The 26,241-nt window shown below is 44.1% G+C and carries 26 protein-coding genes; 8 read left to right on the forward strand and 18 right to left on the reverse strand.

What is annotated here, in order from left to right; all coding sequences use genetic code 11:
- Positions 1 to 90: 90 nt before the first annotated feature.
- Both HUO09_RS02705 and HUO09_RS02710 read left to right on the forward strand, forming a co-directional pair.
- On the forward strand, positions 91 to 1,077 hold the full coding sequence (locus HUO09_RS02705; protein ID WP_188232895.1) for a LacI family DNA-binding transcriptional regulator: 987 nt from the start codon (positions 91 to 93) through the stop codon (positions 1,075 to 1,077).
- A 181-nt stretch (positions 1,078 to 1,258) separates the two neighbouring features.
- Positions 1,259 to 2,905: a glycoside hydrolase family 32 protein gene (locus HUO09_RS02710; RefSeq protein ID WP_188232896.1), complete on the forward strand. Its 1,647-nt coding sequence runs from the start codon at positions 1,259 to 1,261 to the stop codon at positions 2,903 to 2,905.
- Between the two features lie 83 nt (positions 2,906 to 2,988).
- On the opposite strand, the gene HUO09_RS02715 is transcribed toward HUO09_RS02710, so the two are convergent.
- The 18 genes from HUO09_RS02715 to HUO09_RS02800 all read right to left on the reverse strand — a co-directional run bounded on the left by HUO09_RS02715 (position 2,989) and on the right by HUO09_RS02800 (position 19,285).
- Positions 2,989 to 3,909 (reverse strand): aminoimidazole riboside kinase, encoded by a 921-nt coding sequence (locus HUO09_RS02715; RefSeq protein ID WP_188232897.1) that lies wholly within the window; start codon positions 3,907 to 3,909, stop codon positions 2,989 to 2,991.
- A 205-nt stretch (positions 3,910 to 4,114) separates the two neighbouring features.
- Positions 4,115 to 5,344: a beta-ketoacyl-ACP synthase gene (locus tag HUO09_RS02720; RefSeq protein WP_188232898.1), complete on the reverse strand. Its 1,230-nt coding sequence runs from the start codon at positions 5,342 to 5,344 to the stop codon at positions 4,115 to 4,117.
- Positions 5,341 to 6,066, reverse strand: a complete 726-nt coding sequence (locus tag HUO09_RS02725) for a 3-ketoacyl-ACP reductase FabG2 (protein ID WP_188232899.1) — start codon at positions 6,064 to 6,066, stop codon at positions 5,341 to 5,343. Before HUO09_RS02725 ends, HUO09_RS02720 begins: the two co-directional genes overlap by 4 nt.
- Positions 6,063 to 6,527 carry a hotdog family protein gene (locus HUO09_RS02730; RefSeq protein WP_188232900.1) on the reverse strand — a complete coding sequence of 155 codons (465 nt, stop codon included), beginning with the start codon at positions 6,525 to 6,527 and terminating at the stop codon, positions 6,063 to 6,065. Before HUO09_RS02730 ends, HUO09_RS02725 begins: the two co-directional genes overlap by 4 nt.
- Positions 6,520 to 7,707 carry a beta-ketoacyl-[acyl-carrier-protein] synthase family protein gene (locus HUO09_RS02735; RefSeq protein WP_188232901.1) on the reverse strand — a complete coding sequence of 396 codons (1,188 nt, stop codon included), beginning with the start codon at positions 7,705 to 7,707 and terminating at the stop codon, positions 6,520 to 6,522. The genes HUO09_RS02730 and HUO09_RS02735 overlap by 8 nt, the downstream gene beginning before the upstream one ends.
- Before the next feature lie 9 nt (positions 7,708 to 7,716).
- Positions 7,717 to 8,331, reverse strand: a complete 615-nt coding sequence (locus HUO09_RS02740; RefSeq protein WP_188232902.1) for a DUF3261 domain-containing protein — start codon at positions 8,329 to 8,331, stop codon at positions 7,717 to 7,719.
- Positions 8,328 to 10,652 (reverse strand): MMPL family transporter, encoded by a 2,325-nt coding sequence (locus tag HUO09_RS02745; protein WP_188232903.1) that lies wholly within the window; start codon positions 10,650 to 10,652, stop codon positions 8,328 to 8,330. Before HUO09_RS02745 ends, HUO09_RS02740 begins: the two co-directional genes overlap by 4 nt.
- Positions 10,624 to 11,250, reverse strand: a complete 627-nt coding sequence (locus HUO09_RS02750; RefSeq protein ID WP_188232904.1) for an outer membrane lipoprotein carrier protein LolA — start codon at positions 11,248 to 11,250, stop codon at positions 10,624 to 10,626. Before HUO09_RS02750 ends, HUO09_RS02745 begins: the two co-directional genes overlap by 29 nt.
- Positions 11,247 to 11,693, reverse strand: coding sequence for a thioesterase family protein (locus HUO09_RS02755; RefSeq protein WP_188232905.1), 447 nt, complete (start codon positions 11,691 to 11,693; stop codon positions 11,247 to 11,249). Before HUO09_RS02755 ends, HUO09_RS02750 begins: the two co-directional genes overlap by 4 nt.
- Positions 11,694 to 11,701: 8 nt before the next feature.
- Complete coding sequence (hutH, locus tag HUO09_RS02760; RefSeq protein ID WP_188232906.1) at positions 11,702 to 13,246, reverse strand: histidine ammonia-lyase; 1,545 nt, start codon at positions 13,244 to 13,246, stop codon at positions 11,702 to 11,704.
- Positions 13,224 to 14,933: a glycosyltransferase family 2 protein gene (locus HUO09_RS02765; protein ID WP_188232907.1), complete on the reverse strand. Its 1,710-nt coding sequence runs from the start codon at positions 14,931 to 14,933 to the stop codon at positions 13,224 to 13,226. Before HUO09_RS02765 ends, hutH begins: the two co-directional genes overlap by 23 nt.
- Positions 14,920 to 15,294, reverse strand: coding sequence for a 3-hydroxyacyl-ACP dehydratase (locus tag HUO09_RS02770; protein ID WP_188233182.1), 375 nt, complete (start codon positions 15,292 to 15,294; stop codon positions 14,920 to 14,922). Before HUO09_RS02770 ends, HUO09_RS02765 begins: the two co-directional genes overlap by 14 nt.
- Before the next feature lie 25 nt (positions 15,295 to 15,319).
- The gene (locus HUO09_RS02775; protein WP_188232908.1) at positions 15,320 to 16,684 is read right to left on the reverse strand and encodes an AMP-binding protein; all 1,365 of its coding nucleotides are present in this window, start codon (positions 16,682 to 16,684) and stop codon (positions 15,320 to 15,322) included.
- Positions 16,685 to 16,691: 7 nt separating this feature from the next.
- On the reverse strand, positions 16,692 to 17,249 hold the full coding sequence (locus HUO09_RS02780) for a hypothetical protein (RefSeq protein WP_167410530.1): 558 nt from the start codon (positions 17,247 to 17,249) through the stop codon (positions 16,692 to 16,694).
- A complete protein-coding gene (locus HUO09_RS02785) occupies positions 17,249 to 17,506 on the reverse strand; it encodes an acyl carrier protein (protein WP_167410529.1) in 258 nt (85 codons plus the stop codon). Before HUO09_RS02785 ends, HUO09_RS02780 begins: the two co-directional genes overlap by 1 nt.
- A 15-nt stretch (positions 17,507 to 17,521) precedes the next feature.
- Positions 17,522 to 17,782, reverse strand: coding sequence for a phosphopantetheine-binding protein (locus HUO09_RS02790; protein ID WP_102942681.1), 261 nt, complete (start codon positions 17,780 to 17,782; stop codon positions 17,522 to 17,524).
- Positions 17,783 to 17,792: 10 nt separating this feature from the next.
- Positions 17,793 to 18,563, reverse strand: a complete 771-nt coding sequence (locus HUO09_RS02795) for a 1-acyl-sn-glycerol-3-phosphate acyltransferase (RefSeq protein ID WP_188233183.1) — start codon at positions 18,561 to 18,563, stop codon at positions 17,793 to 17,795.
- The gene (locus HUO09_RS02800) at positions 18,560 to 19,285 is read right to left on the reverse strand and encodes a beta-ketoacyl synthase chain length factor (protein ID WP_188232909.1); all 726 of its coding nucleotides are present in this window, start codon (positions 19,283 to 19,285) and stop codon (positions 18,560 to 18,562) included. The genes HUO09_RS02795 and HUO09_RS02800 overlap by 4 nt, the downstream gene beginning before the upstream one ends.
- Positions 19,286 to 19,363: 78 nt before the next feature.
- Between HUO09_RS02800 and HUO09_RS02805 the strand changes: the two genes are divergently transcribed.
- The 6 genes from HUO09_RS02805 to oppC all read left to right on the forward strand — a co-directional run bounded on the left by HUO09_RS02805 (position 19,364) and on the right by oppC (position 26,225).
- Positions 19,364 to 19,753, forward strand: a complete 390-nt coding sequence (locus HUO09_RS02805) for a hypothetical protein (protein ID WP_167410527.1) — start codon at positions 19,364 to 19,366, stop codon at positions 19,751 to 19,753.
- 10 nt (positions 19,754 to 19,763) lie between these two features.
- The gene (locus tag HUO09_RS02810) at positions 19,764 to 20,849 is read left to right on the forward strand and encodes a methyltransferase (protein WP_373563681.1); all 1,086 of its coding nucleotides are present in this window, start codon (positions 19,764 to 19,766) and stop codon (positions 20,847 to 20,849) included.
- A 25-nt stretch (positions 20,850 to 20,874) separates the two neighbouring features.
- The gene (locus tag HUO09_RS02815; RefSeq protein ID WP_188232910.1) at positions 20,875 to 22,113 is read left to right on the forward strand and encodes an NAD(P)/FAD-dependent oxidoreductase; all 1,239 of its coding nucleotides are present in this window, start codon (positions 20,875 to 20,877) and stop codon (positions 22,111 to 22,113) included.
- Between the two features lie 529 nt (positions 22,114 to 22,642).
- Positions 22,643 to 24,274, forward strand: coding sequence for an ABC transporter substrate-binding protein (locus HUO09_RS02820; RefSeq protein ID WP_167410524.1), 1,632 nt, complete (start codon positions 22,643 to 22,645; stop codon positions 24,272 to 24,274).
- Positions 24,275 to 24,389: 115 nt separating this feature from the next.
- Entirely contained in the window at positions 24,390 to 25,310 is a 921-nt protein-coding gene (gene oppB, locus HUO09_RS02825) for an oligopeptide ABC transporter permease OppB (protein ID WP_167410523.1), read from the forward strand.
- Between the two features lie 12 nt (positions 25,311 to 25,322).
- Positions 25,323 to 26,225, forward strand: a complete 903-nt coding sequence (gene oppC, locus HUO09_RS02830) for an oligopeptide ABC transporter permease OppC (protein WP_167410522.1) — start codon at positions 25,323 to 25,325, stop codon at positions 26,223 to 26,225.
- Positions 26,226 to 26,241: the final 16 nt, after the last annotated feature.

Below are 26,241 nucleotides of genomic sequence, written 5' to 3' on the forward strand. Positions count from 1 at the left end.
TGACAAAAACAAGGGTAGAATCACGATATATAAATCGAAGAATGCAAATAAAATTGCAATCAATCCCAATGTGATTTGATAGGGTGCTTTATGGCAAGTTTACACGATGTTGCTAGGTTATCTGGTGTATCGAAATCTACGGTATCTCGTGTTATCAATAACGAGTATGGTGTTAAAGAGTCAACAAAAATCAGGGTGTTAGAAGCTGTCAAAGAGTGCGGTTACGTAGTCAATCAGGTCGCAAAAGACTTAAAATCACAAAAGACTAATTTGGTAGGCGTGATTGTTCCCCGCGTCAGTTCACACGCGACAGCACAAGGTGTTGACGGTTTAACGGCCATTTTTGAGCAAGCGGGAAAGCATGTTTTATTAGCCAACACTCATCAGGTTCATGCAAAAGAACTTGAATATATTCAGATATTTAACCAAAAACGTGTAGAAGGGATTATTTTCTACGCGACACATCTAGATGCACCGTTAGTGAAAGCAATCCAGAGTTCTAATGTACCTGTCGTGCTCGTCGGCCAAGACGGTTCGATCTATAACATTCCAAGTGTGGTACATGATGATATGCGAGTTGGTTTCGAAGCGGGAAATCGTTTGGTTGCAGCGGGGTGCAAACGTGTTGGTTTTATCGGGGTACAGGCAGACGATATTGCTGTTGATATCCAACGTTCACAGGGTTTGGAGCAATCTTTAAACTTTCATCAATTGTCTCTTCTATTCCATACTCACAGTGACTTTTCTATTGAATCGGGTTATCGACTAACAAAACAACAGTTGAAAGCATTTCCGGATATGGATGGCTTGTTTTGTGCTACCGACAGGATTGCTTTGGGTGCTATCCGAGCTTTGCAAGAGCAAGGGGTTAAAGTGGGCAAACAGATTAAAGTACTCGGCGTTGGTAATGACGAGCTTTCTTCTGTCAGCACTCCTAGCTTATCAACTTTCAACTATGCATTTGATAAAGCTGGAGAAAATGCTGCAAAAATGCTGTTGGAACGCATTACAGGCAAAGGCCTGGAGATGAGCAAAGTTGTACTCACTTTCCAAAATATAGACCGAGAAACCTGCTAGTTTCCTACCTATAGGTTGTCTGGGCTTTGTGCCCAGCTTCACACTAAACAGACTCTTTCTTCATCTATCCGCTTAAATACTTGCTAAATGAGTGGTTGTTTTATATTTTGAGAACGTTCCCGAAATAATTTGCAAGAAAACGCATATTTTCGTTTTCGCTAGAATTTAACTAGGTAAGACTATGTCTCTACAATTCCTTATCGAACTCGCTGGTGGTGTTGATAACATCGTACGTATTTTGGCTCCAGAAGGGCAGGTGGTTGTTGCCGTAAAAGAGGCTGAAAAGGTGTTAAAGTGTCCAGATTCTGTGAAAGCAGAATCGGTGTTAGGTGAATGGCAATTGTCCATGCCGAGAAGCAGCGCCATCGCCATCAACGATGAGGATTTGGCATCCTTAGGTCGTTTGATTGCCAAGAAGCAAATCGCATCTGCTCAAGAACATCTGCAACCTGCGCACTGTTCTTATCGTCCACAATGGCACATCTCACCACCGCAAGGTCTGTTAAATGATCCCAACGGTTTTGTTTACCACAATGGTGAGTACTATCTGTTCTATCAGTGGTATCCCTACGCTTGTGAGCATAAAGACAAATACTGGGTTCTGTTAAAAAGCCGCGATTTGATCAACTGGAATTGGCAATCTATCGCTCTTACACCTTCTGACTGGTTTGATAGTCACGGAGTGTTCTCTGGTCATGCTGTGAGCCACGAAGGGGAGTTATTGCTTTTCTATACTGGCAACACACGTTTAGGTCATGATCGTCAAAGACAAACGATGCAATGTGTCGCACGTTTAAACGAAGACAATACGACTGAGAAACTGGGTCCTGTGATCCGCACTCTACCCGATGGTGTGACTGAACACTTCCGAGACCCCAAAATACTTTATCGCCAAAACAAGTGGCATATGTTGCTGGGCGCGCAAACTACCGATCTGCAAGGGCGTTTGGCGGTATATCACTCAAATGACTTGATGAACTGGGATTTTGACTCTCTTTATGGTGATGAAATCGCACCTTTTGGCTACATGTGGGAATGCCCAGATATGTTTGAGCTAAGCGGTGATCTCTTCTTCGTGTTTGGGCCACAAGGGATTAAATCTGATAACCCGAACCATACCATTGGGCATCAAAATCGCATTTATCATGTTGAGCAGGATAGTGAAGGGAAAATTCATTTCCTTGACGGTTGGCAACTGGATGCGGGCTTTGATTTCTATGCGCCTCAAACCCTGCAAACGGAAGATGGCCGAAGAGTGATGGTAGGTTGGATGGGGTTACCCGATGAAGTTAACCAACCAAGTTGTGACAATGGTTGGATACATCAGTTGACTGCATTAAGAGAGCTTAAATGGGTGAACGGAAAGATTGTTCAAACCCCAATTCGTGAGCTTTCTGAACTCAGAGAGTCAACATCAAGCTTGGAGCTTGGTATCAATCCTGTTGATGTCAAAACCAAAAGCTTTGAGCTTAACGTGGAACTGTCTTGGGGAAGCGCATTGATACTAATGGCTGACGAAGACTATGGCGTGAAGTTACAGCTTGATACAGAGAAGGGCGTACTTCGTTTTGACCGTAGCCAAACTCAAATTAGAGAAGGCGATGTTATTCGTGAGTTGCCTTTAGATACAGACAAAGCGGTTCATTTGCAAATACTTGCCGATAACTCATCGTTGGAAGTGTTTATCAACCATGGTGAATATGTAATGACGGGCAGAGTGTTTACACCTGAGTCAGCAACACGAATCACTTTAGAAGGTTCGAACGCTAGCGCTGAGTTTGCACCATTGAAATCGGTTGTGGAATCGACGTTTGCGCCAGTTGTCTAGCTGAAAGTAGACAAACGTTTGATAAAAGAAAGCCACCTCGAATAGGTGGCTTTGTTGTATTTAAAAGCGGTTACTTTGAATGCTTACTGAAGGAATTCTTTCAGCGCTTGTTGATTTGGCAAAGCCGTCATTGCGCCTTTTTGGGTGGTTGCTAAAGCGCCGCAACCGTGAGCACATTCGACTGCAAGAGCAATATTCTCTGCTGTTTGCCAGTCTGGAGTTTGCGAAAGCTGGTATAACAGTCCTCCGACAAACGCATCGCCAGCACCTGTAGTATCAACGGGTTTCACCACTTTACCGCTGACTAACGTCTGGTTTTCTTTGGTTACGACAAGAGCGCCTTTAGCCCCTTGAGTAATGATGACCAGAGGAATATTCAGTTCTTTGACGACATTCAAACCTTGTTCTATGGAATCGGTATTTGTAAGCAGTGTAAGTTCTTCTTCTGAAAACTTAACCACATCCGCTTTCGCGACTGCTCGCATGACTGTTTCAATAATCTCTTGCGGTTTCTGCCAGACTTCTGGACGAAGGTTAGGGTCAAAGCTAAAGCTTCCTCCCGCCTGCTTGATTTGTTCAATCGCTTCGAAAGTGCTGCTACGGCTAGGTTCATTTGCGAGAGCAATTGAGCACACATGCAGCCAGTCACCCTGATGGAAGTTTGGAATGTCACTGGTTTGCAGAAATTGGTCAGCACTCGGTTTCACCATGAAAGTGAAGCTGCGTTCACCACTGTCATCCAGATCGACCACCACAGTAGAAGTTCGCTGGTCGTTATCCAAGACAAGATAGCGGCTATCTACCTGTTCTTGTGAAAGCGTCTGGTTCATAAATCTGCCCATCGGGTCATTTCCCACTCTGCCAAAGAAGGCGCTTTGCCCACCAAGACGCGCAATCGCCACTGCGACATTTGCCGGAGCACCGCCAGGGCATTTGAGATAATGGTTTTCTCCGTCAGGAATTAAATCAACGACAGCGTCGCCAGTTACCCAAACAGTATTCATTGTGTCTCTCCATCGAATCTTAACTTCAAATGCGGCTAGTATAATTGAGTTTTCGGTAACGTTCCCGAAATTGATTTAATTATCCAATCTTGTTAACAATTTTTATCGAAGTATAGGATAGGAGACAAAAAAACCGCCCTTTTTATCTTACGAAATAAGGACGGCTTTAAAACTTATCGCTGACATTTAAACGGATTGCTGGTGGTTAATCGGCAACTCGTTTGAAGATAATTGAGGTGTTAATGCCACCGAAAGCGAAGTTGTTACTCATTACATAGTCGATTTGCATTTCACGACCTGTGCCTGTGATGTAATCAAGATCGCCACACTCTGGGTCAAGATTATTGAGGTTAAGTGTCGGGTTAAACCAGCCAGTATGCATCATCTCTAAGCTCAGCCAAGCTTCCACCGCGCCACAGGCACCAAGAGTATGGCCAAAGTAGCTCTTAAGGGAACTGATTGGCACTCTACCGATGGCTTTTTCAGTTGCGTTGCTCTCTGCAATATCACCACGATCGGTCGCTGTACCATGCGCAGAGACATAGCCAATTTTATCAGGAGAGAGGTTCGCGTCTTTCAGCGCCAACTCCATACAAATCTGCATAGTTTCCATTTGAGGCTGAGTGACGTGTGCCGCGTCGCAATTGCTGGCGAAGCCAACGATTTCCGCGTAGATCTTCGCACCGCGAGCTTTGGCGTGTTCGTACTCTTCTAAGACCAGAGTGCCCGCACCTTCACCAATCACGAGACCATCACGATCTTTGTCGTATGGGCTAGGGGTGGTCTTTGGCGCATCGTTTTTCAGACTGGTTGCAAATAGGGTATCGAATACCGCTGATTCAGTCGGACAAAGTTCTTCACCACCGCCAGCGACCATAACCGTCTGGTATCCGTGCTTAATCGCTTCATACGCATAACCAATCGCTTGGCTTCCTGATGTACAGGCACTGCTGGTTGGAATTACACGACCACGAAGGCCGAAAAACAGACCTACGTTGACTGCAGTGGTATGGGGCATCATTTGCACATAAGTCGTCGCGGTAATCGCTCTGGTGGTTTTCTCATTCAGCATTACGCCGAATGCGCCAACAGCGTCGGTACTGCCTGTTGAAGAGCCGTAAGCGATACCTGTTTGGCCGTTAGTGAGGACTTCGTTACCGATTAAGCCTGCTTGAATCAGTGCATTCTCTGTGGCGACTGTTGCCAGCATAGAAACACGTCCCATCCCACGAACTTGCTTACGTTTATAGTGTTTCGGTAATTCAAAATCAGTGACTGGTGCCGCCAGTTTTGTATTCAGTCCGTCATATTGTTCATATGAGGACATATATTGAGTAGCGTTTTCGCAAGCGCGCAAACGAGGTTCTATGCTCGCCCAGTCGTTACCAAACGCAGTAACTCCGGACATACCCGTTACAACAACTCTGCGGTTCATACGAGACCTCCGTTTACAGAAATAACTTGGCGAGTGACATATCCAGCAATATCCGACATCAAGTAACTAACTAGACCTGCCACTTCTTCTGGCTCACCCATGCGGCGCAGAGGAACAAGTGGCAGTGCATGTTCTTTGACGTGTTCATCAACCATGCCAGTATCAATTAAGCCTGGCGCGACACAGTTCACCGTGATTTTACGTTTTGCCAGCTCTAAAGCCAGTGACTTCGTTGCACCAATTACACCAGCTTTTGCCGCGCTGTAGTTGGTTTGACCACGGTTACCCGCAATACCTGATACAGACGCTAAAGTGACAATTCGCCCGCCTTTACGTAGTTGGACCATAGGCATCACACAAGGGTGCAACACATTGTAGAAACTGTCGAGGTTGGTATGGATAACGCCATCCCACTCTTCTTCTGTCATTGCAGGGAACGCCGTATCACGAGTAATACCTGCATTATTCACAACACCGTAATAAGCACCGTGTTGTTCAATATCGGCTTCAATCTTACTTCTGCATTCTGCTCGATTGCTAATATCAAATCTGATCAACCGGCCTGAGCCGCCATTTTCGACAATCGTATCAAGTGTTTCTTGGGCACCGTTTTGGTCTCCCATGTAATGAACGACGATGTCGAAGCCATCTTTACCTAGCGCAATAGCAATGGCTTTGCCTATCCCTTTACTGGCACCAGTGACGAGAACTTGTCGGGTCATACATGACTCCTAATTTTCATTTCTTGTAATTTTTCTTGTGTAGGAACATAAACGTTCAGTTGGCACTGAGCAACTACATTCCCTTGGTATTCTATTCGGCCGGAAAAAACAGCCATTCCATTATCTTCCATTACTTGCTCTGCGAAGATATCCAGCGTCTGACCTTGGGTGAATTGGTCACACTCTGTGGTGTAGCGACGGCTGCCTAATAAAAATCCGATGGGCGGTTCTTGACCTTTTTGCAGTGCTTGATAACCAGACCAAGCCGCGATGGATTGCGCCATAAACTCAATGCCAACATAAGCGGGTACTGTATTGGTCTCAGGGTTGAAGAACATTAAGTGTTTATCAATATCCACCTGACTATGGATGGATTTCTCCCCGATAGACAAAGCGCGGTCAACCAGAATCATTGGATTATCATGAGGCAGCAGTGTTTCGATTGCAGGTAATTTAGTCATGGGTATATCCAAAAATTAAGCTGATGTTGTTGCCACCAAAAGCAAAAGAGTTACTGAGAATAGCTTTGCCGCCCAGATATTGTTCGCTTTCTACCAGTGCAATTTCAATATCGTCTGCTTTGTTTGCACAACGCTGCATAGGCAGTGGTAACTGATGACGCAAAATGTGCCAAGCAATAGCGGCTTCGGTCGCACTCGCTGCACCAAGGGTGTGACCCGTTAAAGGTTTGGTAGAACTGACGGGAACGCTGTCACCAAAGACGCGGTAGATGGCTTTGCTTTCCATGCTGTCGTTCAGTGGGGTTGCGGTGCCATGAGCATTGATATAACCAATATCTGTGGGTGTGAGCCCCGCATCTTCAAGCGCTTTTTGCATGGCTTGTTCTGCTCCATTGCCTTCAGGATGAGGCGCGGAAATGTGGTGAGCATCAGAGCTGTCACCTGCCCCCAACAATGCAATATCACTGGGTTCTGTGCTTAACAGCATAAATGCTGCGGATTCACCAATATTAATGCCAGAACGGTCAGCGCTAAATGGTTGGCAAAGCTGATTCGACAGAGCTTCTAGGCCATTAAAACCATTCAGTGTCAGTTTACAAATGGAATCGACACCACCAACCAATACAGCATCAACAATGCCTGCCTGAAGCATACGTTTTGCACTGATAAAAACGCGGCCACTGGAAGAGCAAGCGGTTGAAATAGCGTAGCAAGGTCCGGTGATATTGAAGTAATCCGCAACGAAATGAGCACTGTCACCCAGCTCTTGCTTGGTGTAGTGATAATCTTCTGGGAAAGCTCCTTGGTCGATTTTTTGCGCGTAGGCTATTTCACCATCGGCAATACCAGAGGTACTGGTGCCAACAATGACGGCAATCCGATCTACCCCGTATTGTTCAATAGCATTTTCGACGCTGGATTTGATCTGTAAGAGAGCAGACAAAGCGAGCTGATTGTTGCGTGTCGAATACTTTGACAATGGCTGAGGGATCTGTGGAAGCGCCTCAGTGACTCGCCCAATCACAGTGGGTGTATGGGTGTTGAGAATTTCGTTGTCTATGAGCATGCCTTTTGACTGCCCAGATTGTAGCGCTTGATGAATAGCGTCCGCTTCACTCCCTAGCGCAGAGTGAAAACCACAATCATGAATAAACACAGGAAAAGAAGTTGAAGAATTCATCTAGGTTTTCTACTGTTCTGACGTTATTAATTTAGCTTGATGACTTAATGTCTGGATAGTGATCGAATAGTTCAATGGCTTATTTAAAAACTGAATATCACCGTCGAGTGGTGTTTTGCCAGCATAACTAATGATCAGTACGGGTTCCCCAGCTTCGTTTTTAATTGTACGTTGATGTGGCTCATCAACGATTGACCACCTTACCTTATTTAACGGTGCTTCCCAAGCACTTCGAGGCCATAGGGTGATCATCAGATTAAATAACACTTGTTCAGGTTTCGGTAGGGTATTTTCTAAACCGTTTAACACCTGGGTGGAAATATTTTCACCATCGTAATCCAATGACAGCAATCGAGTTCCCCAAGAAGAGAAACCCGCTAAAACAATATGCTGCGCATCAATTTGTAACTGCACGGGCAATTGTTGAGTTTGCGTATTACCTTGCTCATCTTGCCACTGCGCCGAGATTAACTGAGTCGCGTTAAGAGACTGATCCAACTCATTGGGCAATGGCAGTTCTACCCAAATATCCTGACCGATTTCCACTTGTGTCGAAGAGGTGTGGGGTTGCAAACTACAGCCACCAAGCCATATGCAAGTAAAGAGTGTTATGAGCCATTTCATTGATTTATTTGCCTTTTAATTGCAAGTGGAGAAAGCAACCAAGCGACAAAAATGCCGCTTAATGTCGTTAAGCCGAAACTGTGAATGGCGTGGGTTTCACTCAATGACAACAAGCCAAATGAAAGTAGCGTGGTCATAGCTGACAGAGTAATCGCCAGTAAAGTGCTCCGGCTTTGTTCCTGTTCGGCAAAAAATAGTGTGTAGTCAATACCTATCCCTACGACGAGTACTAACGCCAGCAAGTTAAACAGGTTAAGTGTTGAACCCGTTAGTGTGGTAATCGCGATGCCGACTAAGCAGGCAACCACACACGGGAACACAATTCGTATTGTGTGTGCAAAACCGTAACGTTTAGTCAGTAGCAAAGAGATGCCGATCAAAGCTACCGCTAACAGTTCCATCACTTTGGTTCGATATTCGCCAAACAAAGCAGAGATTTCTCCGGCTTTATCCAAGTAACTGATGTCTACCCGTTGGCTGGCAAAAGTGCGTATTTCATCCGCATTACTTACATCTCTGAGCATGATGACAGACGCAACGTTCCCTCCAATTTTACCTAGATAAAGGAACTGAATTGGTTCTGAAACGCTTTGGTTTAGGTAGTCCGATAAACTAACCGGAATCATGGGCTCAGTCAGCGTTGGTTGTGCAGACAATTTTAAGGACTCAGCAAGTGATGCGCCATAACTCTGATAAAGATTGCTAACCAGTTGATAGTCAGATTCTTGCCTCGCAAGTGAGGGTAGATACTGGCTTAGACTCTGATAGCCGCTGATGACTTGTTGCTGTTTCCAGTGAATCAACGTGTTGTCTAGCTGCTCAAGTTTTGTCAGTAGTTGTTCATCCGTTTCTGCGCGTACAACCAACATCTGCTGCGAAGATTTCACACCAGCGACTTGATTAATCAACTCTTCCTGTTGCTTGAGTTCTTTGGGCATAGCTTGTAGCTGGCGAATGTCATCATCGTAGTTCACTTGCGTTAATTGAACTGCGCTGAAAATCAGTAACGCCAAAGGTAGAGACGTTCTGACACTGCGTTTTTGCCATTGTGCTAACCACCAACACCATAACATTTCGCCGGGTAACGGACGTTTTGCTGTCGCTTTACGTGCAAGGATGGGATACCAAGCGACCACTGTTGCGTAGGCCGCAATTAAACCGATGGCTGAGAATAGCGCGAGTTGTTGCAAACCGGGAAATGGCGCAATCAGTAAGCCTAAGTAGCCAATTAAACTGGTAATCAGTCCAAGAGTAATGGCGGTGAAGATATGTTGCAGTCCTTTGACGCTGTCCCACTTATCTTGCGCGGCTAAGCGATCGGTTAGGTAATGAAAGGCATAATCGATAGAAACACCGATTAAACTTGCACCAAAGACCAAACTGAACAAATGGACTTTACCGAAGATGACTGTGGTTGCTACAAGCGCGACCAAAAGCCCGACGCTGATGGAGAGTAGAGCTAACAGTAAAGGCGCAGCACTGCGAAAGACAAATAGGACAATGACAACGACACCCAGTAGCGAGAACAAGCCAATGGTACTGATCTCTGATTTCGCACTTTGAGTGCCAAAGTCCGCATAGAACAGCACGCCAGTGTGCGAGCTATCCACATCGTATTGCGCTTTTAAAGACTGTTCTAAACTGTTGAGTTTTGGAACCACTTGTTGAGCGCTCATACTGTAGGGTGAATCAACCAAAGTGGCAGTGATCAGCACATAGGTGTCGTTTTGATAGTGTGTCGTCAGGAAACCTTGCTGAATCTGAAATTGAGTTGTGAGTTGGTTTAGGTGACTCAAATAATCACGAAACAGCAAAAACGGGTCGCTGCTTAATTCAGAACCAGTAACACCAGAAAAAGGGTTATAAATGGTTTGAATGACTTTCTGAACTTGCTGCTCTGGAGCATGTTCAAGACGAGAGCGTTGCTCGTCGGATAAAAACTGAAAACGATGAGAGAAGTAGTAACTACTCCAAGCATTTTGCTTCTGTTGATCAATTTTGCCACTAACTTGGGCAAATTCGGTCAGGCTTGATAGTGAGTTTTGTAAACTTTCAGCTGCACTAAACAGTTGTTGGTCGTTGTTGCCCTTGAGGACAAACACCACCTTGTCACTGACACTGCTGGTGACTTTATCAAAAGCCAGTTGAGCCAACGGGTCTTGGCGGCTTTGAGGAAGCAGCTTCATAATGTCAGTTTCAATGGGTACCGATGAGCTAAAGCCCCACTGTTTCAACAACAGGGCACAGCTAAGTACGACCAACACAAGCCAGAATATCGCCAGCTTGGAATGATTAAAACTGGAACTGAGCTTGTTCAGCATCCGTCAAATTCTCAGGTTGGTGAGTTTGATTGGTAAAGGTGATTTCAGTTTTGTCGCCTCTTACTTCCTGCAGAACTAATGAATCAATATCTTGATTGCCTTGTAAAACGATCGACTTGAACACCGCATTCAGCGGCGCTTCTTTTGGTATCATCACCAACTGCCAGTGTTCATTTTGAGGAGCAAATTGCAGATCAAACTGACTCTTAAGCTGTTGCGTATCACCGTGAAATACGGACAAAAAGATTTTGCTGAAGTAAAACGCCATCGGGTTGTCTTTGGCATTAATCACTTGTGCTGGCTGATTGGCGAAAGTTTGTCGCAGCTTGTCCTGAGTCAGCACCAGATTGACAGGAAACGGTGTGTTTTGCAGCCATAGTAATCCGTGTTGTTTTTCAAGCAGAAACGAGCCTTTGGATACCAAAGGCTGTTCAAACATGGCGAGGGTTCGGCTTTGGGTAAAGTCTCCACGCACAATCGAATGCTGCTGTAATTGGGTTTGCAATGAGGCCAAATCCGTCACTTGAGCAAAAGCGCTAGCGGTCGCTAGTAAGCTCAATGCAACAGACTTTGTGATGCATTTAAATGCCTTCATCATTGCAAACACTCCCCAGTTTGATGCCAATGTTCAACTTTATCTAAGAACAGTTTCGGTGAGACAAAACACATTTCTTGCTCAGCGATGCTGACTGCGACTTGAGTGGTATGAGCCTTACACATTCTTTGGCTTGTTTTGGCGTCAAAAATGACGTAATCAATGCGTAGACGGTTTTCCCACTCGGTCAGCTTGGCGCTGATACGGATTTCATGGTTAAACGGGATGGCTTTTACATATTTCACGCGAGTATCAATAACAGGCCACATGTGGCCTGATTCACTCATCGCTATGTAGCCGTAAGCGATTTTATCCAGCAATACACGGCGCGCTTCTTCAAAGTAGCGGAAGTAGTTGCCGTGATAAATCACTCCCATAGGATCTGCATCTTGGAACGAAGTGGTCACTTTCACTTCGGCCTCTAATGGGAAATTGATGTTCTCCATTGACACTCCTAGTACAGCTTCCAGTGTTGTGACTGAATGCGCTCAATACATAAACGCAGCTCTGTTTCTAACGGACGATCTTCTACCACAAACATAAAGTCCTGCTGAACATTGGCAACAATCTGATTGACGCTGGCGCTCATATGACGCTCATCAATCTCATTCTGGCGCTTGCGCAGCTCAATAGCTTGAACAGAGGCAAGCAGCGAAGCCGCAGCTACTTGTTCGGTCAATTGCAATACGCGCAAACAGTCGCGAGCGGCGATTGTGCCCATGCTCACTTTGTCTTGGTTGTGGCACTCTGTAGAACGCGAGAATACGCTCGCAGGCATGGTGTGTTTCAATGCTTCTGCCGTCCAAGCTGAAATACCAATTTGTACCGCTTTAAAACCGTGGTTGATCGGTTTACGTTCGCCTTCTGCACCAGTTAAGTTAAACGGAAGACCGTTATTGAACTTGTAATCCATTAACTGTGCCATTTGACGATCCAGCAGGTCAGCTAAGTTCGCAACGCAGGTTTTGAGTGTATCCATTGCCATGGCAATATGACCGCCATAGAAGTGACCACCGTGCAGTACGCGTTCGTTATCACCATCAATTATTGGGTTGTCATTGGCGCTGTTAAGTTCATTTTCGATCAGCTGACGCAACCAAGGTAGGGCATCTTGCACCGTGCCAATGACATGTGGTGCACAGCGTAGTGAATAGCGGTCTTGTAAGCGGTCACTATTACGAGGCGGACGCTCGGCTTGTAGATCGGCTCTTAACCAAGCTGCAATTTGCTGTTGACCAGGGTGAGGCTTCACTGCAAATAACGCTTCATCAAAATGGAAGTCGTTACCTTGCATGCCAATCGAAACAAGAGCCGTGATTTTAGTGCACAGCTGAGCCAGATATTCAGCGCGCTGATAAGCCAAACAGGCTAACGCTGTCATCACTGAAGTACCATTCATTAAAGCTAAGCCTTCTTTTGGCTTAAGTTTAATTGGCGTTAAGCCAAGTTCTGCGAACACCTCTTGTGTTGAACGAATTTCACCTTTGTAAAGTACTTCGCGTTCGCCAATCAACGTTGCTGCAACGTATGAAAGTGGTGTTAAGTCACCACTTGCACCTACAGAACCTTCTTGTGGAATACGTGGCGCAATATCGTGATTAATCAGATTGATTATTTGATTGAGCACATCGTGTGACACGCCTGACACACCCTGAGCGAGTGAGCATAAACGAGTTGCCAATACTGCGCGTGATTGTTGGTGAGTAAGTACTTCGCCCAAACCACAGCCATGAAATCGGGTTAGGTGCAATGGCAGTTCTTCTACCAAGTTTGGCGGAATCGCGACGGTACAAGAATCACCATAACCTGTGGTTACACCGTAAATGACACCTTCTTCTTTGAGCAGGCGTTCTAAAAAGGCTACGCCTCGGTCGATCTTCGCAGTAAATTCGGCTGAAGAGTTAATCGAAGCTGAAGCGCCTTGTGCGATCGAAACAACGTCCTCAATGGTCAGACGCTGCGCGCCGAATAAAATGTTATTGTCGTTTGTCTTCGTCATGGTTTTTGCTTAATTCCCAGAAGTTGAAGAAGTTGTACCACTGTAATGGTGCTTTCATTGTGTAGTGTTGCAAGCGATCGGCATATTGCTGAACCACTTGTTGCAACGATTGTTGCCTTGTTGCACGAGGCAATTTAATACTGTCACTAAAATGCTCAAAGTAAACATCGAAATGCGGATGCCTACTTTGGTCATCGCGCAGTCCAAAAATAAGGTATACAGGAGCCTCTAGCACGGAAGCCAACATAAAGGGGCCTTGAGGAAAAGGTGCAGGTTTGCCAAGAAAATCTGCCCAAACAACTCGGCTTTCTACGCTGGTGGAAGTTCTGTCACCTACGATCACCACCCATTCACCACGTTCGATCATTTGCTGGAGCATAATCGCTGTGTCAGGACCAAGTTTACTCACTTGTATAAGATTCAGTTCTGATTTTGGATTGACTGCTTTCATGACAGCGTTGAAGCGTTCGGCATGCTCTGTAAACACCAAAGCGTTTATCTTTAAATGCGTGTGGCGTCGACTCAACGCACGGCACAGTTCAATATTGCCTAAATGCGAACCTAGTAGAAGCAGGCCGCGCTTTTGCTCAACCAGTGATGTGAGTTGCTCTTGACCATGTATGGTCAGGTTATTGATATTGAAATCGCCTCTCCATGCCGCCAGTTTATCGAGCATGGTTTCACCGAATGACAGTAAATGGTTATAGCTGGTTAGATTTTTGGCAAGTGGCAACTGTTCTTGCTCAGCGAAAGCTTTTACTTGAATAAGGAACTGTTCTGATGAGGTTTTCGCCTGCCTGCCAGTGAGGTGATAGTAGCCCATAACCAGCTTTAATATGGCACGAAAGACCTTGCGTCCCAGTAACTTGTAGACAGCCATCAGCACTTTAATACCCAGTACAGTCCCGCGTTCTTGGCGTTTAGACCAATGCGCTTCGGTGTCTTGATTTTTTTTACGCAGCAGTAATTGAGGAATACGTGGCAGCATGCCAAAAAATAGCCGTGTATGCATCCAGCTAATTTTTACGTTATCCCAGAGTGAGTCGAAGTGGGATATACCGTTTTCTGGATAAATAACCCGAGTATTGACGAATTTAAACTGCACGCCATTCCAGAACATGCGAACAAAGATTTCTGTGTCGAAATCCATTCGACTGCCGATATCGTTGTGATTCATTACTTCAATCGCCGCTTGTACCGGATAAGCGCGGAAGCCACACATGCTGTCTTTAATTTCTAAAGAGAGTGTTTCAATCCAAACCCAGATGTGTGTGACGTATCGGCCGTATAGGCGAGCTTTCGGAACGCTCTCGTCATAAACGGGTTGTCCCGAAATCAAGTGATGAGGATGAGTCTTCGAAGCTTCGATAAGATTCGGCAATGCACTGATGTCATGCTGACCGTCAGCATCAATCTGAATCACATGGCTGTACCCGAGCCAATGCGCATGACGTATCCCTGCAATCACTGCACCACCTTTGCCTTGGTTTTTAGGCAAAGTAATTAGTGAAACATTTTCTCGTTTAGCCGCTTCTGACAGAGCAAACTTGGTCTCTTTATCACTGCCGTCATCGACGAGGAACACGGGAAGATTGAAACTAGCGAGTGAGTCCAACACTCCAGCCACGGTTCCACCATGGTTGTAACAGGGAATCAAAAAGCATGGGCGATAATCAAGCTTGCTCACGGGAATCTCCCAGCTTCATTTTGCCTGATGAATGGGTTACTGCTTCGCCATTTCTATTAGACTGATAGTTAAACGCTAGCTTCTGTTTGTTCTCATCCCAAGTTAAGCTCAAAGTTACTTCGGTATTGGGCAAGATAGGTTCCTGAAACTTAATCACTTCCATGCCCTTAAAATGCGCAGGCGTATTGAGATATTGACGCGCATAAAAGATCGCCCAATCGATTTGGGTGACGCCAGGGAGAAGGGGGAAGTGATTAAAATGCCCCTTAAAATCTTCGATATCTGCGTCCACTTTAAAAGTGAGCAGTACATGGTGTTCTGTTTGCTCGCAAGCCAGTAACGTTGGTTTTCTTTTAGCCATCATATAATCGGCGTTTTCTTCGTTTTTATTGGAATAATGTTTCAAGCTCGGCGACTTGGCGCTTACCTTGACTGTTTAATGGGATCTCTTTTACCACTCTAAAACTGCGTGGTACAGCAATAGGTTCTAACCAACGTCTCAGTTCATTGCGCAGTAGTAGCCAAAACTTGCCTTTGCCAAGCTCAGTCAGTTTTGTTTTACCGCTCTCTGTCAGTACTATTGCTGCCGCTAAAATTAATCGATCTGCCTGTTGCATTGGAATAACTGCACACTCTTGAACGTAGTCTAACTGGTCAACGCGTTTTTCTACTTCTACCAGTGACACACGTTTCTCTTCAACTTTGATTATCCGATCCGTGCGACCTTTCAAAATAAACTGATTATCAGACACGAATTCACATTCGTCAGCAGTTTGATACCAGCCAGTTGGGTCGATATGTGCAGAACGTAAGCGTAAGCAACGCTCGTGATTTAACTCTGCTTCCACTTTGGGAAACAGTGACCACGGGGTTTGCTCTGTCGTTTGCTGGCGATAAGCGATACCGCCAGTTTCTGTACTACCAAATACTTCTATTGGCTTGAAGCTAAACAACTCTTGTGCGTGGTTTGCCGCCACAAAAGGCAGCGGTCCACCTGATGAAAAGAGGCATCTCAGTTTTGTAGGCTGGTGTTCTTCAGTCAATCGTTTTAGTAGTGCAGGGCTGCTAATTAAAACCGTATCTTGATTAGCATGATGCGTGATTTGTTCGGGAAACTCTAAATTGTGTCGGGCGAACGGGTTGGCCGAGCATAAAGGCCACAAAACTCTGAACAACAACCCATAAATATGTTGATGAGAAACCGTACTCTCAATTCGGCTGTTAGAGATTTGTTCTCCCCACAACGAATGTAGAATATCAACTTCAACACTGAGCTGACTTAAGGTCTTATGAATCGCTTTTGGTGTACCACTAGAACCTGAAGTAAACAGAATAAGTTGGATGCTTTCTGGAGAAAGAGCAGCAAAAACGAACGGGCTACTATTGTGGCCTGTAGTGATAAGCTTTGTCTCGGTATTGCGTAATGGTGAGATTGATTCATCGCACAATAATAGGTCAAATTGCGAACTCAGCTCTTCCAAAGCTTCCGGTTGATAATTACCCGGCAAAATGACCGTTTTTCCCGCATAGAATAGGGCAAATAAGCCAACGCTACACAAATAGCTGTCGCGAGCACAAAGGGCGACTTTTTGGTGTGGAGTTTCATTTATCAAGTTGATGTGATAACTCACATCGGCAAGAAACTGAGTCCAAGTAATGTCGCCCTCAGAGCCAAACGCAACCAAAGTATTTTCGCGTTTTTCTAGTAACAACTGAGAGAGAGAACTAAATGCCGTACAGCTTGATGTCATTGAATTGCTAATCCTTGCGAACAAATTGACGTACCACCCATTCGACTGCAAAAAGAGCACCAATCAAAAGGTAGCTAATCAGACCGTTATATAAGGTCCAAATCTCAATGGGTAAGAAACAGGTGTATAACGCTGTTATGCCGTTAAATAAGAAAAACAGACACCAGATTTGAGTCACTTTCCGTGTGTAGTCAACACCACTCTGTGGAAGGTCTGGCTCTTGTAATCTGGCGAGCCTTTCGATGATGGTTTGCGGTTGCTTTAAACTGCTTGCGAACACCATCAACATGCAAGCATTGACGGCAACAGGATAAAACAGCAGCCAGCCTTTGCTGCGAAACAGAATTCCTAAAACAATTAAAGTGATCCCGATAAGACCACTTATAATTGCTAACTGTTTGAATTCTTTAAGTTTGGTTCGACTTGCTGTGAAAATGCGTAATACAAAGAATACAGCAAGTACTGCACCTAAAATACCGAGGCCGAACTTATCAATACCGAAGTAAATTGCAAATGGATACGCGAGCAGGACAATTGCAGACAAACCTGTCAGCAAGTGGCGCATTAGGCTTCCTTCAGCAGTTCTACTACTGATTCAACCACGTCATCGACAGTACGTACCATTTTAAACTCTTCTGGTTTGATTTTTTTACCAGTCACGTTTTGCAGGTGTACCACGAGGTCAACGGCGTCAATGCTATCTAGATCAAGATCTTGGTATAGATGTGCTTCAGGTTGAATGTCTGCTTCATCAATTTCAAAAAGTTCGACCAGAGCATCTTTTACTTGGTCAAAAACCTGTTGCTTATTTAAATCTTTCATAATCGTTTCTACAAATTAGTTGCTAGTTTGAGATGAAATATACGCTGCTAGGTTAGCCACTGATGCGAAGTGTTGGCGCGTATTTGAATCATCAGCATCGATTACGATGTTATATTTCTTTTTAATTGCCAAGCCAAGCTCAAGTGCATCGATAGAGTCTAGTCCTAGTCCATCCCCGAATAATGGCGCTTCTGTTTCAATTTCATCAATTGAGATGTCTTCAAGGTTTAATGCGTCGATAATCAACTGCTTAATTTCGTTATGTAGTACTTCCACGGGAACCTACTTAGTTATTATTGATAGATGGAAAAATAGCTTCAGCAAGATGGCTATTAAGCCTTCTTGCTGCTGAAGTTGGGTTATTAGTTTGCTCTATAAAGGGCATGACCTCAACTTTATCCTTAACTTCAACATGGAAAAAAGGCTTGGTATCGGGAACTTGATACCATTTTTTTTCTTTTGTGAGAAAGCTAGGAGAAACGGAAATATGTATTATGCGTAAGTCTCTTTGTGTGCGAATGGCTATTTGAGCCGCACCGCGCTGAAGCTTCGACGCTTTCCCCGGAGTTGTGCGGGTCCCTTCTGGGAATACAAGTAGAACGTTACCTCGTTCAAATCGTTCGTCGCATAAGTCAAGCAGATCATCTGGCGTCTCATTGGGAATATAACCCGCCGCTTTAACAATATGCTTCATAAATGGATTCGACCATATGGCTGCTTTTACTAAGCAGTCGCATTGCTTTAGTTGTGAAGCGACTAAAACGTAATCAATCAAGCTAGGGTGATTGGCGACAATAAGGCAGTCCTTATCGCTGGCTAGAACATCTGCGCCGTCAATTCGGTAATCAATAGCACCCGTCAATTTCATTAAACGACAGAAAAAATTGAATGTAATACGAATGACATTTTGTACTCGATATTCACGCTGAATCGTGTTTGGGGTAGTCAGCCTAATTAAAGGAATAATGATGAAACTGAGTGTTAAACCGCCTAAACCAAAAATTGCGAAACAGAGTCCAGTCGCAAAAATTCGCCAATATTTATTTACAGCATTCATGCTTGCTGCCATTCCCATGATGTTCTTTCACCTTCAATTATCCAGTGAGATTGTTTGCATAAATAGTTTGTCAAAAAGCAAAGCGCTTGAGGTAGGGGGGTGATACTAGCTGATTTTTTGCATTGTGCAACTTGCCACGTATTACCAGCGGATAAAATTAAACCTAATGCATATCCTTTGAACTGTTTGTCTTCGTATACTGAATAATCTTCAGGCAGAGGTTGATCAAAATCGACCAGTAATATTTTGGCATTTGGATACTGCTTAAGATACAACCAAGCTTCGATAAGTGCACTGTGGAAGGTGTTTTCACCAGCAGCAATAGAAGTGACTGGAATCGCTTTTTTTGTCGCTATGGTTGTTAAACCTGCCGCCGTGTTATGCACCGATTGAGAAAAGTTCATCGGAGAAGCTTCTTCGCCAGCAAGGATATTTTTGATTAACTCTGCACTTCGATGCAGTTCACCATGACGACTTGAAAATACCAAGTAATCAATGGGTTTTTGTTGTAGAAGATGAATCGCCGTTTGTACCGCGAGTTTACTCAACGGACTCATACGACGGCGCATCATTGGCGGTATTAGGCCTGACTCGATGGTTTCATCTTCTGGCCATTGATGTGTTTGAGACCACTGTTCCCATGCGGCCTGCTCTTGAATACCCAAGCTATTTGCTGACCAAGCATCGATATTAAATGAGACTAAATGCAACTGATTTGACATAACGTATTGATTTGTTGTTGAGCACATTAAATACTATGCTCGTTTATTAATATTCCCCAATCAAAGCAAGGAAATGCAATGAAAGCAATAAAATACACGATTTCGATTCTATTAGTTGTTCTTTTAGCTGGCTGTGGACGTGTTCAACCAATAATGAACGTAGAGAATACTCCGGTTGCGTACAATCTTCAAAGTGATGAAGTGAAAGCCGCGATTGTCGTTGCTGCAACTAATAGAGGTTGGATGATATCAAACAGCACTCCAACTGAATTAACTGCCAAACTTGTGGCTCGAGATCATAGCGCAGAAGTTCGCATTCCTTATAGTGACAAATATTATTCCATCATTTATGTCGGTTCTGTGAATTTGAAAGCGGGTGGTGGCAATATTCACCGTAATTACAATCGCTGGGTTAATAATCTGAACGTGGATATTCAGAAACAATTGGCTAGAGCGTCAGTAAAATAATTTCAAATAAATATATTTAGGCTTTTTCGTGTTTGAACAAAAACAAGATCCTTATAACGCTCTAGAAGCGAAAACCGAGGCGCAGAAGCTATCTTTTGCGCCGATTATTTTTCATACCGCACGTACATTACGTGATTTAGGTATTTTAACTGAATTGGATAAAGCGGGTTCGCAAGGCGCGAACGCAGAAACGCTTTCCAAAGCGACTGGTGTCTCTGAGTATGGAGTAAAAGTCCTTCTTGATATGGCGATTAGTGCCCATATCGTGCTGTGGGAAAAGCCAAATTATATATTGGCGAATCTCGGCCATTTCATTCTTCATGATGGTATGACTCGCGCCAATATGGATTTCACGGCGGATGTTTGTTATGCCGCAATGATGCATTTAACAGAGTCTATTACGGAAGGTAAGCCTGCCGGACTTAAAGAGTTGGGAGAGTGGGAAACCATTTACCAAGGTCTTTCTCGTTTACCAGAAAAAGCAAAGCAGAGCTGGTTCCAGTTCGACCATTTTTACTCTGACCGCTCTTTTCCAATTCTTCTTGAACGTGTATTCGCTTCAAAACCTAAATCTTTGGTTGATATTGGTGGTAACACGGGTAAATGGGCGATGAAGTGCTGTCATTATGACCAAGATGTTCAAGTAACGATTGTTGATCTTCCTCAACAGCTTGAAATGGCACTCAAAAATGCCGAAGAAAATGGGTTTTCGAAACGCGTGAAAGGCTATCCAGCCAACATGTTAGATAAAGACCAATCTCTTCCAGAGCAAGCGGATGTGTGGTGGATGAGCCAATTTCTAGACTGTTTCTCGCCGATGGAAATTCTGAGTATTCTGCAAAGAGTAAAACAGCAGCTAAAGCCAGATTCAAAAGTCTATATTTTGGAGTTATTCTGGGATGCGCAGAAATATGATGCAGCTTCATACAGCTTGAACGCCACCTCGCTTTATTTCACCTGTCTAGCAAATGGTAACAGCCGTTTCTATCGCAGCGATGATTTTCTAGAGATCGTTGATGCGGCTGGATTAGAAGTGGTGGAGCGCACAGACCATATTGGTCTAGGGCATACGTTATTAGAGCTAAAAGCAAAATAAAAATAATAGTCAGAGAATATTTGTAATGGACATACAGCAACGTCAGGTCGTTATTATTGGCGCCGGCCCGTCAGGTTCGACGGCCGCTGCTTTGCTTAACAAGCAAGGTATCGATGTTTTAGTGCTTGAAAAAATGCAGTTTCCTCGCTTCTCCATCGGAGAGAGCTTGCTGCCCGCGTGCATGGAAGTGGTTGAGGATGCCGGTATGCTGCAAGCGGTTGAAGAGGCGGGATTCCAGTTTAAAAATGGCGCTGCTTTTCGCAAAAATGGTGTCTATATCGAATTCGACTTTTGCAATAAATTCACTCCGGGCCCAGGTACAACTTTTCAAGTACAAAGAGCAAACTTCGATAAAGTTCTTGCTGACAGTGCTCAAAGCCAAGGGGTCGAAATTCGCTACCAGCATGAAGTGAAAAGCATAGAATTTGAAGACTCGATTTCGATCCTGTCGGTAGAGGACGAGCTTGGCAATATTTATCAACTTCAAACATCGTACGTGTTAGACGCTAGCGGCTTTGGTCGAGTGTTGCCAAAGCTATTAAGTCTTGAAGAACCTTCGTGCTTACCTGCACGCAAAGCTATTTTTACCCACACTGTCGACCACATAGATGCAGATAAACATCTCTATGATAGAAATAAAATTCTTATTTCTGTGCATCCGCAGCATTCGGATGTGTGGTATTGGCTCATCCCTTTCTCTAACGGAGTTTGCTCAATAGGTGTGGTAGCAATGCCAGAGTTTTTTGAAGGCTATTCTGAAGACAAAATAGAAGCGATTAAACAACTGGTGCGAGAGGAACCATATTTGGCACTATTGCTTGATCACGCAGAATATCCCAACGCAGCCGGAGAGCTCAAAGGGTATTCTGCCAACGTTAAACATTTGGCTACGTCGCATTATGCGCTGCTTGGAAATGCCGGAGAGTTTCTTGACCCAGTGTTTTCATCTGGTGTGACAATTGCAATGAAATCAGCGCAATTGGCCAGTCAATGTGTACTTCGCCAAATAAATGGTGAACCTGTTGACTGGAAGAATGATTATGAAACACCGTTGATGGTTGGAGTGAATGCGTTTAGAACGTATGTTGAAGGTTGGTACGACGGTACACTTCAAGATGTTATTTACTACGAAAAGCCAAATTCAAGAATTAAGCAGATGATCTGTTCGATATTGGCGGGTTACGCTTGGGATTCCAACAATCCTTATGTGAACGAATCTAAGCGCAGATTGACTAGCTTAGCTGAACTTATTCGCAGTTCATAAACGCTCGACAATAGAACTCATAGAGTTGCAGAGTGCAATTCTGCAGAACTATTCAGTACATCAATAATGATCTCTGATGCTCTCAAACTGGGCACAGAGATCTATCTTAGTGCAGACGAGTGAGATCGCTCACAAATCCTTCTCATTGGATGAGATGAAAATCACACAAACTCCCTAAAATTGTGCACAAAATGTTAATTTCATGGTTATTTTCTAGCGCAAGATGCTGAGAATGCGGCTTTGGTTAGACAAATCGAGATTTAAATCTGATGTAAAGGATTACTTTCCATTGTTGTCCTGAAAATTCGATCTAAGTTGGGTTTAGTGTCTGAATATTCATTATTGATAAGAATATAATCTCTTTTTATTCTGATTTTGTGGCAAATTGCTTCAATGCTTGATAATGTTTGCCGCATTCTTTGTATGGAAATGTCTAGAAATAGTCTATTTCATAATCTTTCTGGTTAGCCGTTCTAGCCGATATGCAAAGAAGTCATGGATGCAAAATTAAAACTTGGAGTTTATACAAATGTATAAGAACAAAATCACACAGGCACTATTACTAGGTGCTGGTCTCGCGGTGGCAACAACTTCTCTTACAGCTTTTGCTGCTAACGTCCCAGCAGGTACTAAGCTAGCACCAGTGCAAGAGATTGTTCGTGGTAACGGTACAGAAGTCGCTACTATCGATCCGCACAAATCTCAAGGTGTTCCAGAATCACACGTTATTCGCGACCTACTAGAAGGCTTGGTAAACCAAGATGCTGACGGTAAGGTTATTCCTGGTGTAGCAGATCGCTGGGAAACATCAGACAACAAGACGTTCACTTTCCATATTCGTGAAGGCGCTAAGTGGTCTAACGGCGATCCTGTAACTGCACAAGATTTCGTATACAGCTGGCAACGTGCTGTTGATCCTGCAACTGCTTCTCCATACTCTTGGTACATGGAAATGACCCAGATGAAGAACGCAGCTGACATCATTGCTGGGAAAAAAGACAAGAGTGAGCTAGGTGTACACGCTAAAGATGCGAACACGCTAGTTGTTGAACTAGACTCTGCAGTTCCATATTTTGTAATGATGACTGGTCATACAACAATGAAACCAGTAAATCAGGCGACAGTTGAGAAGTTTGGCGACCAATGGACCAAACCTGAACACTTCGTTGGCAACGGTGCTTATGTTGTTGATAACTGGGTTGTGAACGAGCGTTTAGTACTTAAACGTAACCCTCAATATTGGGATGATTCACACACTGTAATCAACAAAGTAACTTTCCTACCAATTGAAAACCAAGTTGCTGAAATGAACCGCTTCCTAGCAGGCGAGATCGATATCAGCTACGACGTTCCTGTTGAGCACTTCCGTCGTCTTAAGAAAGAGCACCCAGATTTGGTTTCTGTAGTGGGTAACCTATGTTCTTACTACTACTCATTCAACACTAAGAAAAAGCCATTTGATGACGTACGCGTACGTAAAGCAATTTCTTACGCAATTGACCGCAACATCGTAAGTGATGCAATCATGGGTCAAGGTCAGAAACCAGCTTACTTCCTAACGCCTGAGATCACTTCTGGTTTCAACCCTGTGATGCCAGCTTACGGCAAGATGACTCAGAAACAGCGTAACGAAGAAGCAGCTCGTCTACTTGCTGAAGCTGGTTACGGTAAAGACAACCCACTTAAGTTCACTCTTCTTTACAATACTTCAGAAAACCACAAAAAGGTTGCTGTAGCGATTGGTTCTATGTGGAAGAAAACTTTGGGTCTAGATGTCACTCTAGAAAACCAAGAGTGGAAAACTTACCTATCTTCTAAAGACCAAGGTGACTTCGAAGTTGCTCGCGCTGGTTGGTGTGGTGACTACAACGAAGCGTCTTCATTCCTAACTTTGATGACAAGTAACAACACTACTGGTGGTCAACACTGGGGCAACAAAGAGTACGATGCAATTATCGATAAAGCTCTGACTTCTACTTCTGAAGAAGAACGTCAAAAACTTTATGCAGAGGCGGAAGCTCTAATGGCGAAAGAAATGCCTATCGCTCCAATTTATCAGTATGTTAAGACTCGTCTGCTTTCTCCGAAAGTAGGTGGTTTCCCTGCAAACAACGCAGAAGAAAAGATCTACTCAAAAGATCTGTACATCAAAGCTGAATAAATTAGCAAAGCTATAAAATTATAATTAAGTAATATTCTGCATGTGCTTGAGGTTCGCGGATGGTACATGCAGTATTTTTTTGTTTTAAATAGTCACAGACTGGAAGAGTGAGTTTATGTTTAAATTCATTATTAGACGAGTTCTGGAAGCAATCCCAACTATGTTGGTATTGATTACAGTTTCGTTTTTTCTCATGCGTTTCGCACCAGGAAACCCTTTCTCAAGCGAGCGCGCATTACCGCCAGAAGTTATGGCGAATATTGAAGCAAAATATGGGCTTGATAAGCCTGTATTAGAGCAGTACACCACATATCTAACTAATGTTTTACAAGGTGATTTTGGTCCTTCATTTAAGTACCTTGATTATTCGGTAAACGAGCTGATTTTTGCAGCGTTACCAGTGTCAGCTAAAGTAGGCTTTGCCGCTTTCATCTTCACTGTAATTATGGGTGTCGCTGTCGGAACACTTGCCGCTTTGAGGCAAAATACATGGCTGGATTACTCAATTATGGCTACGGCTATGATAGGTGTTGTAATGCCATCGTTCGTTCTTGCACCTGTATTGATTTATATCTTCTCTATTAATTTAGGTTGGTTCCCTGCTGGGGGCTGGTTAGATGGGTCCTTTAAATATATGGCTCTGCCGGTTCTTGGTATGTCTCTGTTATACGTAGCAACGTTTGCACGTATTACTCGTGGTTCAATGATTGAAACTCTAAACAGTAACTTCATTCGAACGGCTCGAGCAAAAGGGTTGAGCTATCCTTACATCGTCGTTAAGCATGCCTTGAAACCTGCTATGTTGCCTGTCGTTTCTTATATGGGACCTGCGTTCGTAGGTATCATTACTGGTTCGGTTGTTATCGAAACCATCTTTGGTCTTCCAGGTATCGGTAAGCTGTTTGTAAACGCGGCATTTAACCGTGACTACTCTCTGGTAATGGGTGTAACCATTCTTATTGGTTTCTTATTTATCCTGTTCAACGCAATTGTAGATATTTTGTTGGCAGCGATTGACCCGAAAATTCGTTACTAAGGAAGTATTACTATGTTGACGAAAAAAGAAAATCTGGAAGCGATTGAAAAGTTTTCCGAAAATCTTGAAATCGAGGGTCGCAGCCTGTGGCAGGACGCTCGTATCCGCTTTATGCGAAATAAAGCAGCGATGGTAAGTTTATTTATTCTCATGCTTATGACGTTGGCGGTTATTTTCTTGCCAATGATTGCTCCTTTTACTTATGACGATACAGACTGGTACGCAATGCACGTTGCACCAAATGCAGAGCATTGGTTCGGTACAGACAGTTTAGGGCGTGATATCTACGTTCGTACTTTGGTCGGTGGCCGAATCTCTCTGATGGTCGGTGTCATGGGAGCACTGGTTGCCGTATTGATCGGTACGCTTTACGGCGCGGCGTCTGGTTTCATCGGTGGTCGTGTTGACCGTATCATGATGCGTATTCTTGAAATCCTATACGCAGTACCATTCATGTTCTTGGTTATCGTATTGGTGACCTTCTTTGGGCGTAATATTGTTCTGATCTTCGTGGCTATCGGTGCTATTGCATGGCTTGATATGGCGCGTATCGTACGTGGTCAAACACTGAGCCTGCGTAGCAAAGAGTTCATCGAAGCGGCGCACGTCTGTGGTGTGAGCAACTGGAAGATCATTACTCGTCATATCGTTCCAAACGTATTAGGTATTGTTGCAGTTTACTCAACACTACTAATCCCAAGCATGATTCTGACTGAATCATTCTTATCTTTCCTTGGTTTAGGTGTTCAAGAGCCTATGACAAGCTGGGGGGCACTATTGCAAGAAGGTGCAAACACAATGGAAATTGCAGTATGGCAGCTTGGCTTCCCTGCGGCATTCATGGTGGTCACACTGTTCTGCTTTAACTATGTGGGTGACGGTCTACGTGACGCGCTGGATCCAAAAGACAGATAAGAATTGAGGAAGTAGT

Origin of the sequence: Vibrio sp. Y2-5 (assembly GCF_014596725.1) — a bacterium.
Taxonomy (GTDB): Bacteria; Pseudomonadota; Gammaproteobacteria; order Enterobacterales; family Vibrionaceae; genus Vibrio.

Coding starts and splice junctions, on each gene's coding strand:
- HUO09_RS02705 (WP_188232895.1), top strand. CDS start 91: ATGGCAAGTTTACACGATGTTGCTAGGTTATCTGGTGTATCGAAATCT.
- HUO09_RS02710 (WP_188232896.1), top strand. CDS start 1,259: ATGTCTCTACAATTCCTTATCGAACTCGCTGGTGGTGTTGATAACATC.
- HUO09_RS02715 (WP_188232897.1), bottom strand. CDS start 3,909: ATGAATACTGTTTGGGTAACTGGCGACGCTGTCGTTGATTTAATTCCT.
- HUO09_RS02720 (WP_188232898.1), bottom strand. CDS start 5,344: ATGAACCGCAGAGTTGTTGTAACGGGTATGTCCGGAGTTACTGCGTTT.
- HUO09_RS02725 (WP_188232899.1), bottom strand. CDS start 6,066: ATGACCCGACAAGTTCTCGTCACTGGTGCCAGTAAAGGGATAGGCAAA.
- HUO09_RS02730 (WP_188232900.1), bottom strand. CDS start 6,527: ATGACTAAATTACCTGCAATCGAAACACTGCTGCCTCATGATAATCCA.
- HUO09_RS02735 (WP_188232901.1), bottom strand. CDS start 7,707: ATGAATTCTTCAACTTCTTTTCCTGTGTTTATTCATGATTGTGGTTTT.
- HUO09_RS02740 (WP_188232902.1), bottom strand. CDS start 8,331: ATGAAATGGCTCATAACACTCTTTACTTGCATATGGCTTGGTGGCTGT.
- HUO09_RS02745 (WP_188232903.1), bottom strand. CDS start 10,652: ATGCTGAACAAGCTCAGTTCCAGTTTTAATCATTCCAAGCTGGCGATA.
- HUO09_RS02750 (WP_188232904.1), bottom strand. CDS start 11,250: ATGATGAAGGCATTTAAATGCATCACAAAGTCTGTTGCATTGAGCTTA.
- HUO09_RS02755 (WP_188232905.1), bottom strand. CDS start 11,693: ATGGAGAACATCAATTTCCCATTAGAGGCCGAAGTGAAAGTGACCACT.
- hutH (WP_188232906.1), bottom strand. CDS start 13,246: ATGACGAAGACAAACGACAATAACATTTTATTCGGCGCGCAGCGTCTG.
- HUO09_RS02770 (WP_188233182.1), bottom strand. CDS start 15,294: ATGGCTAAAAGAAAACCAACGTTACTGGCTTGCGAGCAAACAGAACAC.
- HUO09_RS02775 (WP_188232908.1), bottom strand. CDS start 16,684: ATGACATCAAGCTGTACGGCATTTAGTTCTCTCTCTCAGTTGTTACTA.
- HUO09_RS02780 (WP_167410530.1), bottom strand. CDS start 17,249: ATGCGCCACTTGCTGACAGGTTTGTCTGCAATTGTCCTGCTCGCGTAT.
- HUO09_RS02785 (WP_167410529.1), bottom strand. CDS start 17,506: ATGAAAGATTTAAATAAGCAACAGGTTTTTGACCAAGTAAAAGATGCT.
- HUO09_RS02795 (WP_188233183.1), bottom strand. CDS start 18,563: ATGAATGCTGTAAATAAATATTGGCGAATTTTTGCGACTGGACTCTGT.
- HUO09_RS02800 (WP_188232909.1), bottom strand. CDS start 19,285: ATGTCAAATCAGTTGCATTTAGTCTCATTTAATATCGATGCTTGGTCA.
- HUO09_RS02805 (WP_167410527.1), top strand. CDS start 19,364: ATGAAAGCAATAAAATACACGATTTCGATTCTATTAGTTGTTCTTTTA.
- HUO09_RS02815 (WP_188232910.1), top strand. CDS start 20,875: ATGGACATACAGCAACGTCAGGTCGTTATTATTGGCGCCGGCCCGTCA.
- HUO09_RS02820 (WP_167410524.1), top strand. CDS start 22,643: ATGTATAAGAACAAAATCACACAGGCACTATTACTAGGTGCTGGTCTC.
- oppB (WP_167410523.1), top strand. CDS start 24,390: ATGTTTAAATTCATTATTAGACGAGTTCTGGAAGCAATCCCAACTATG.
- oppC (WP_167410522.1), top strand. CDS start 25,323: ATGTTGACGAAAAAAGAAAATCTGGAAGCGATTGAAAAGTTTTCCGAA.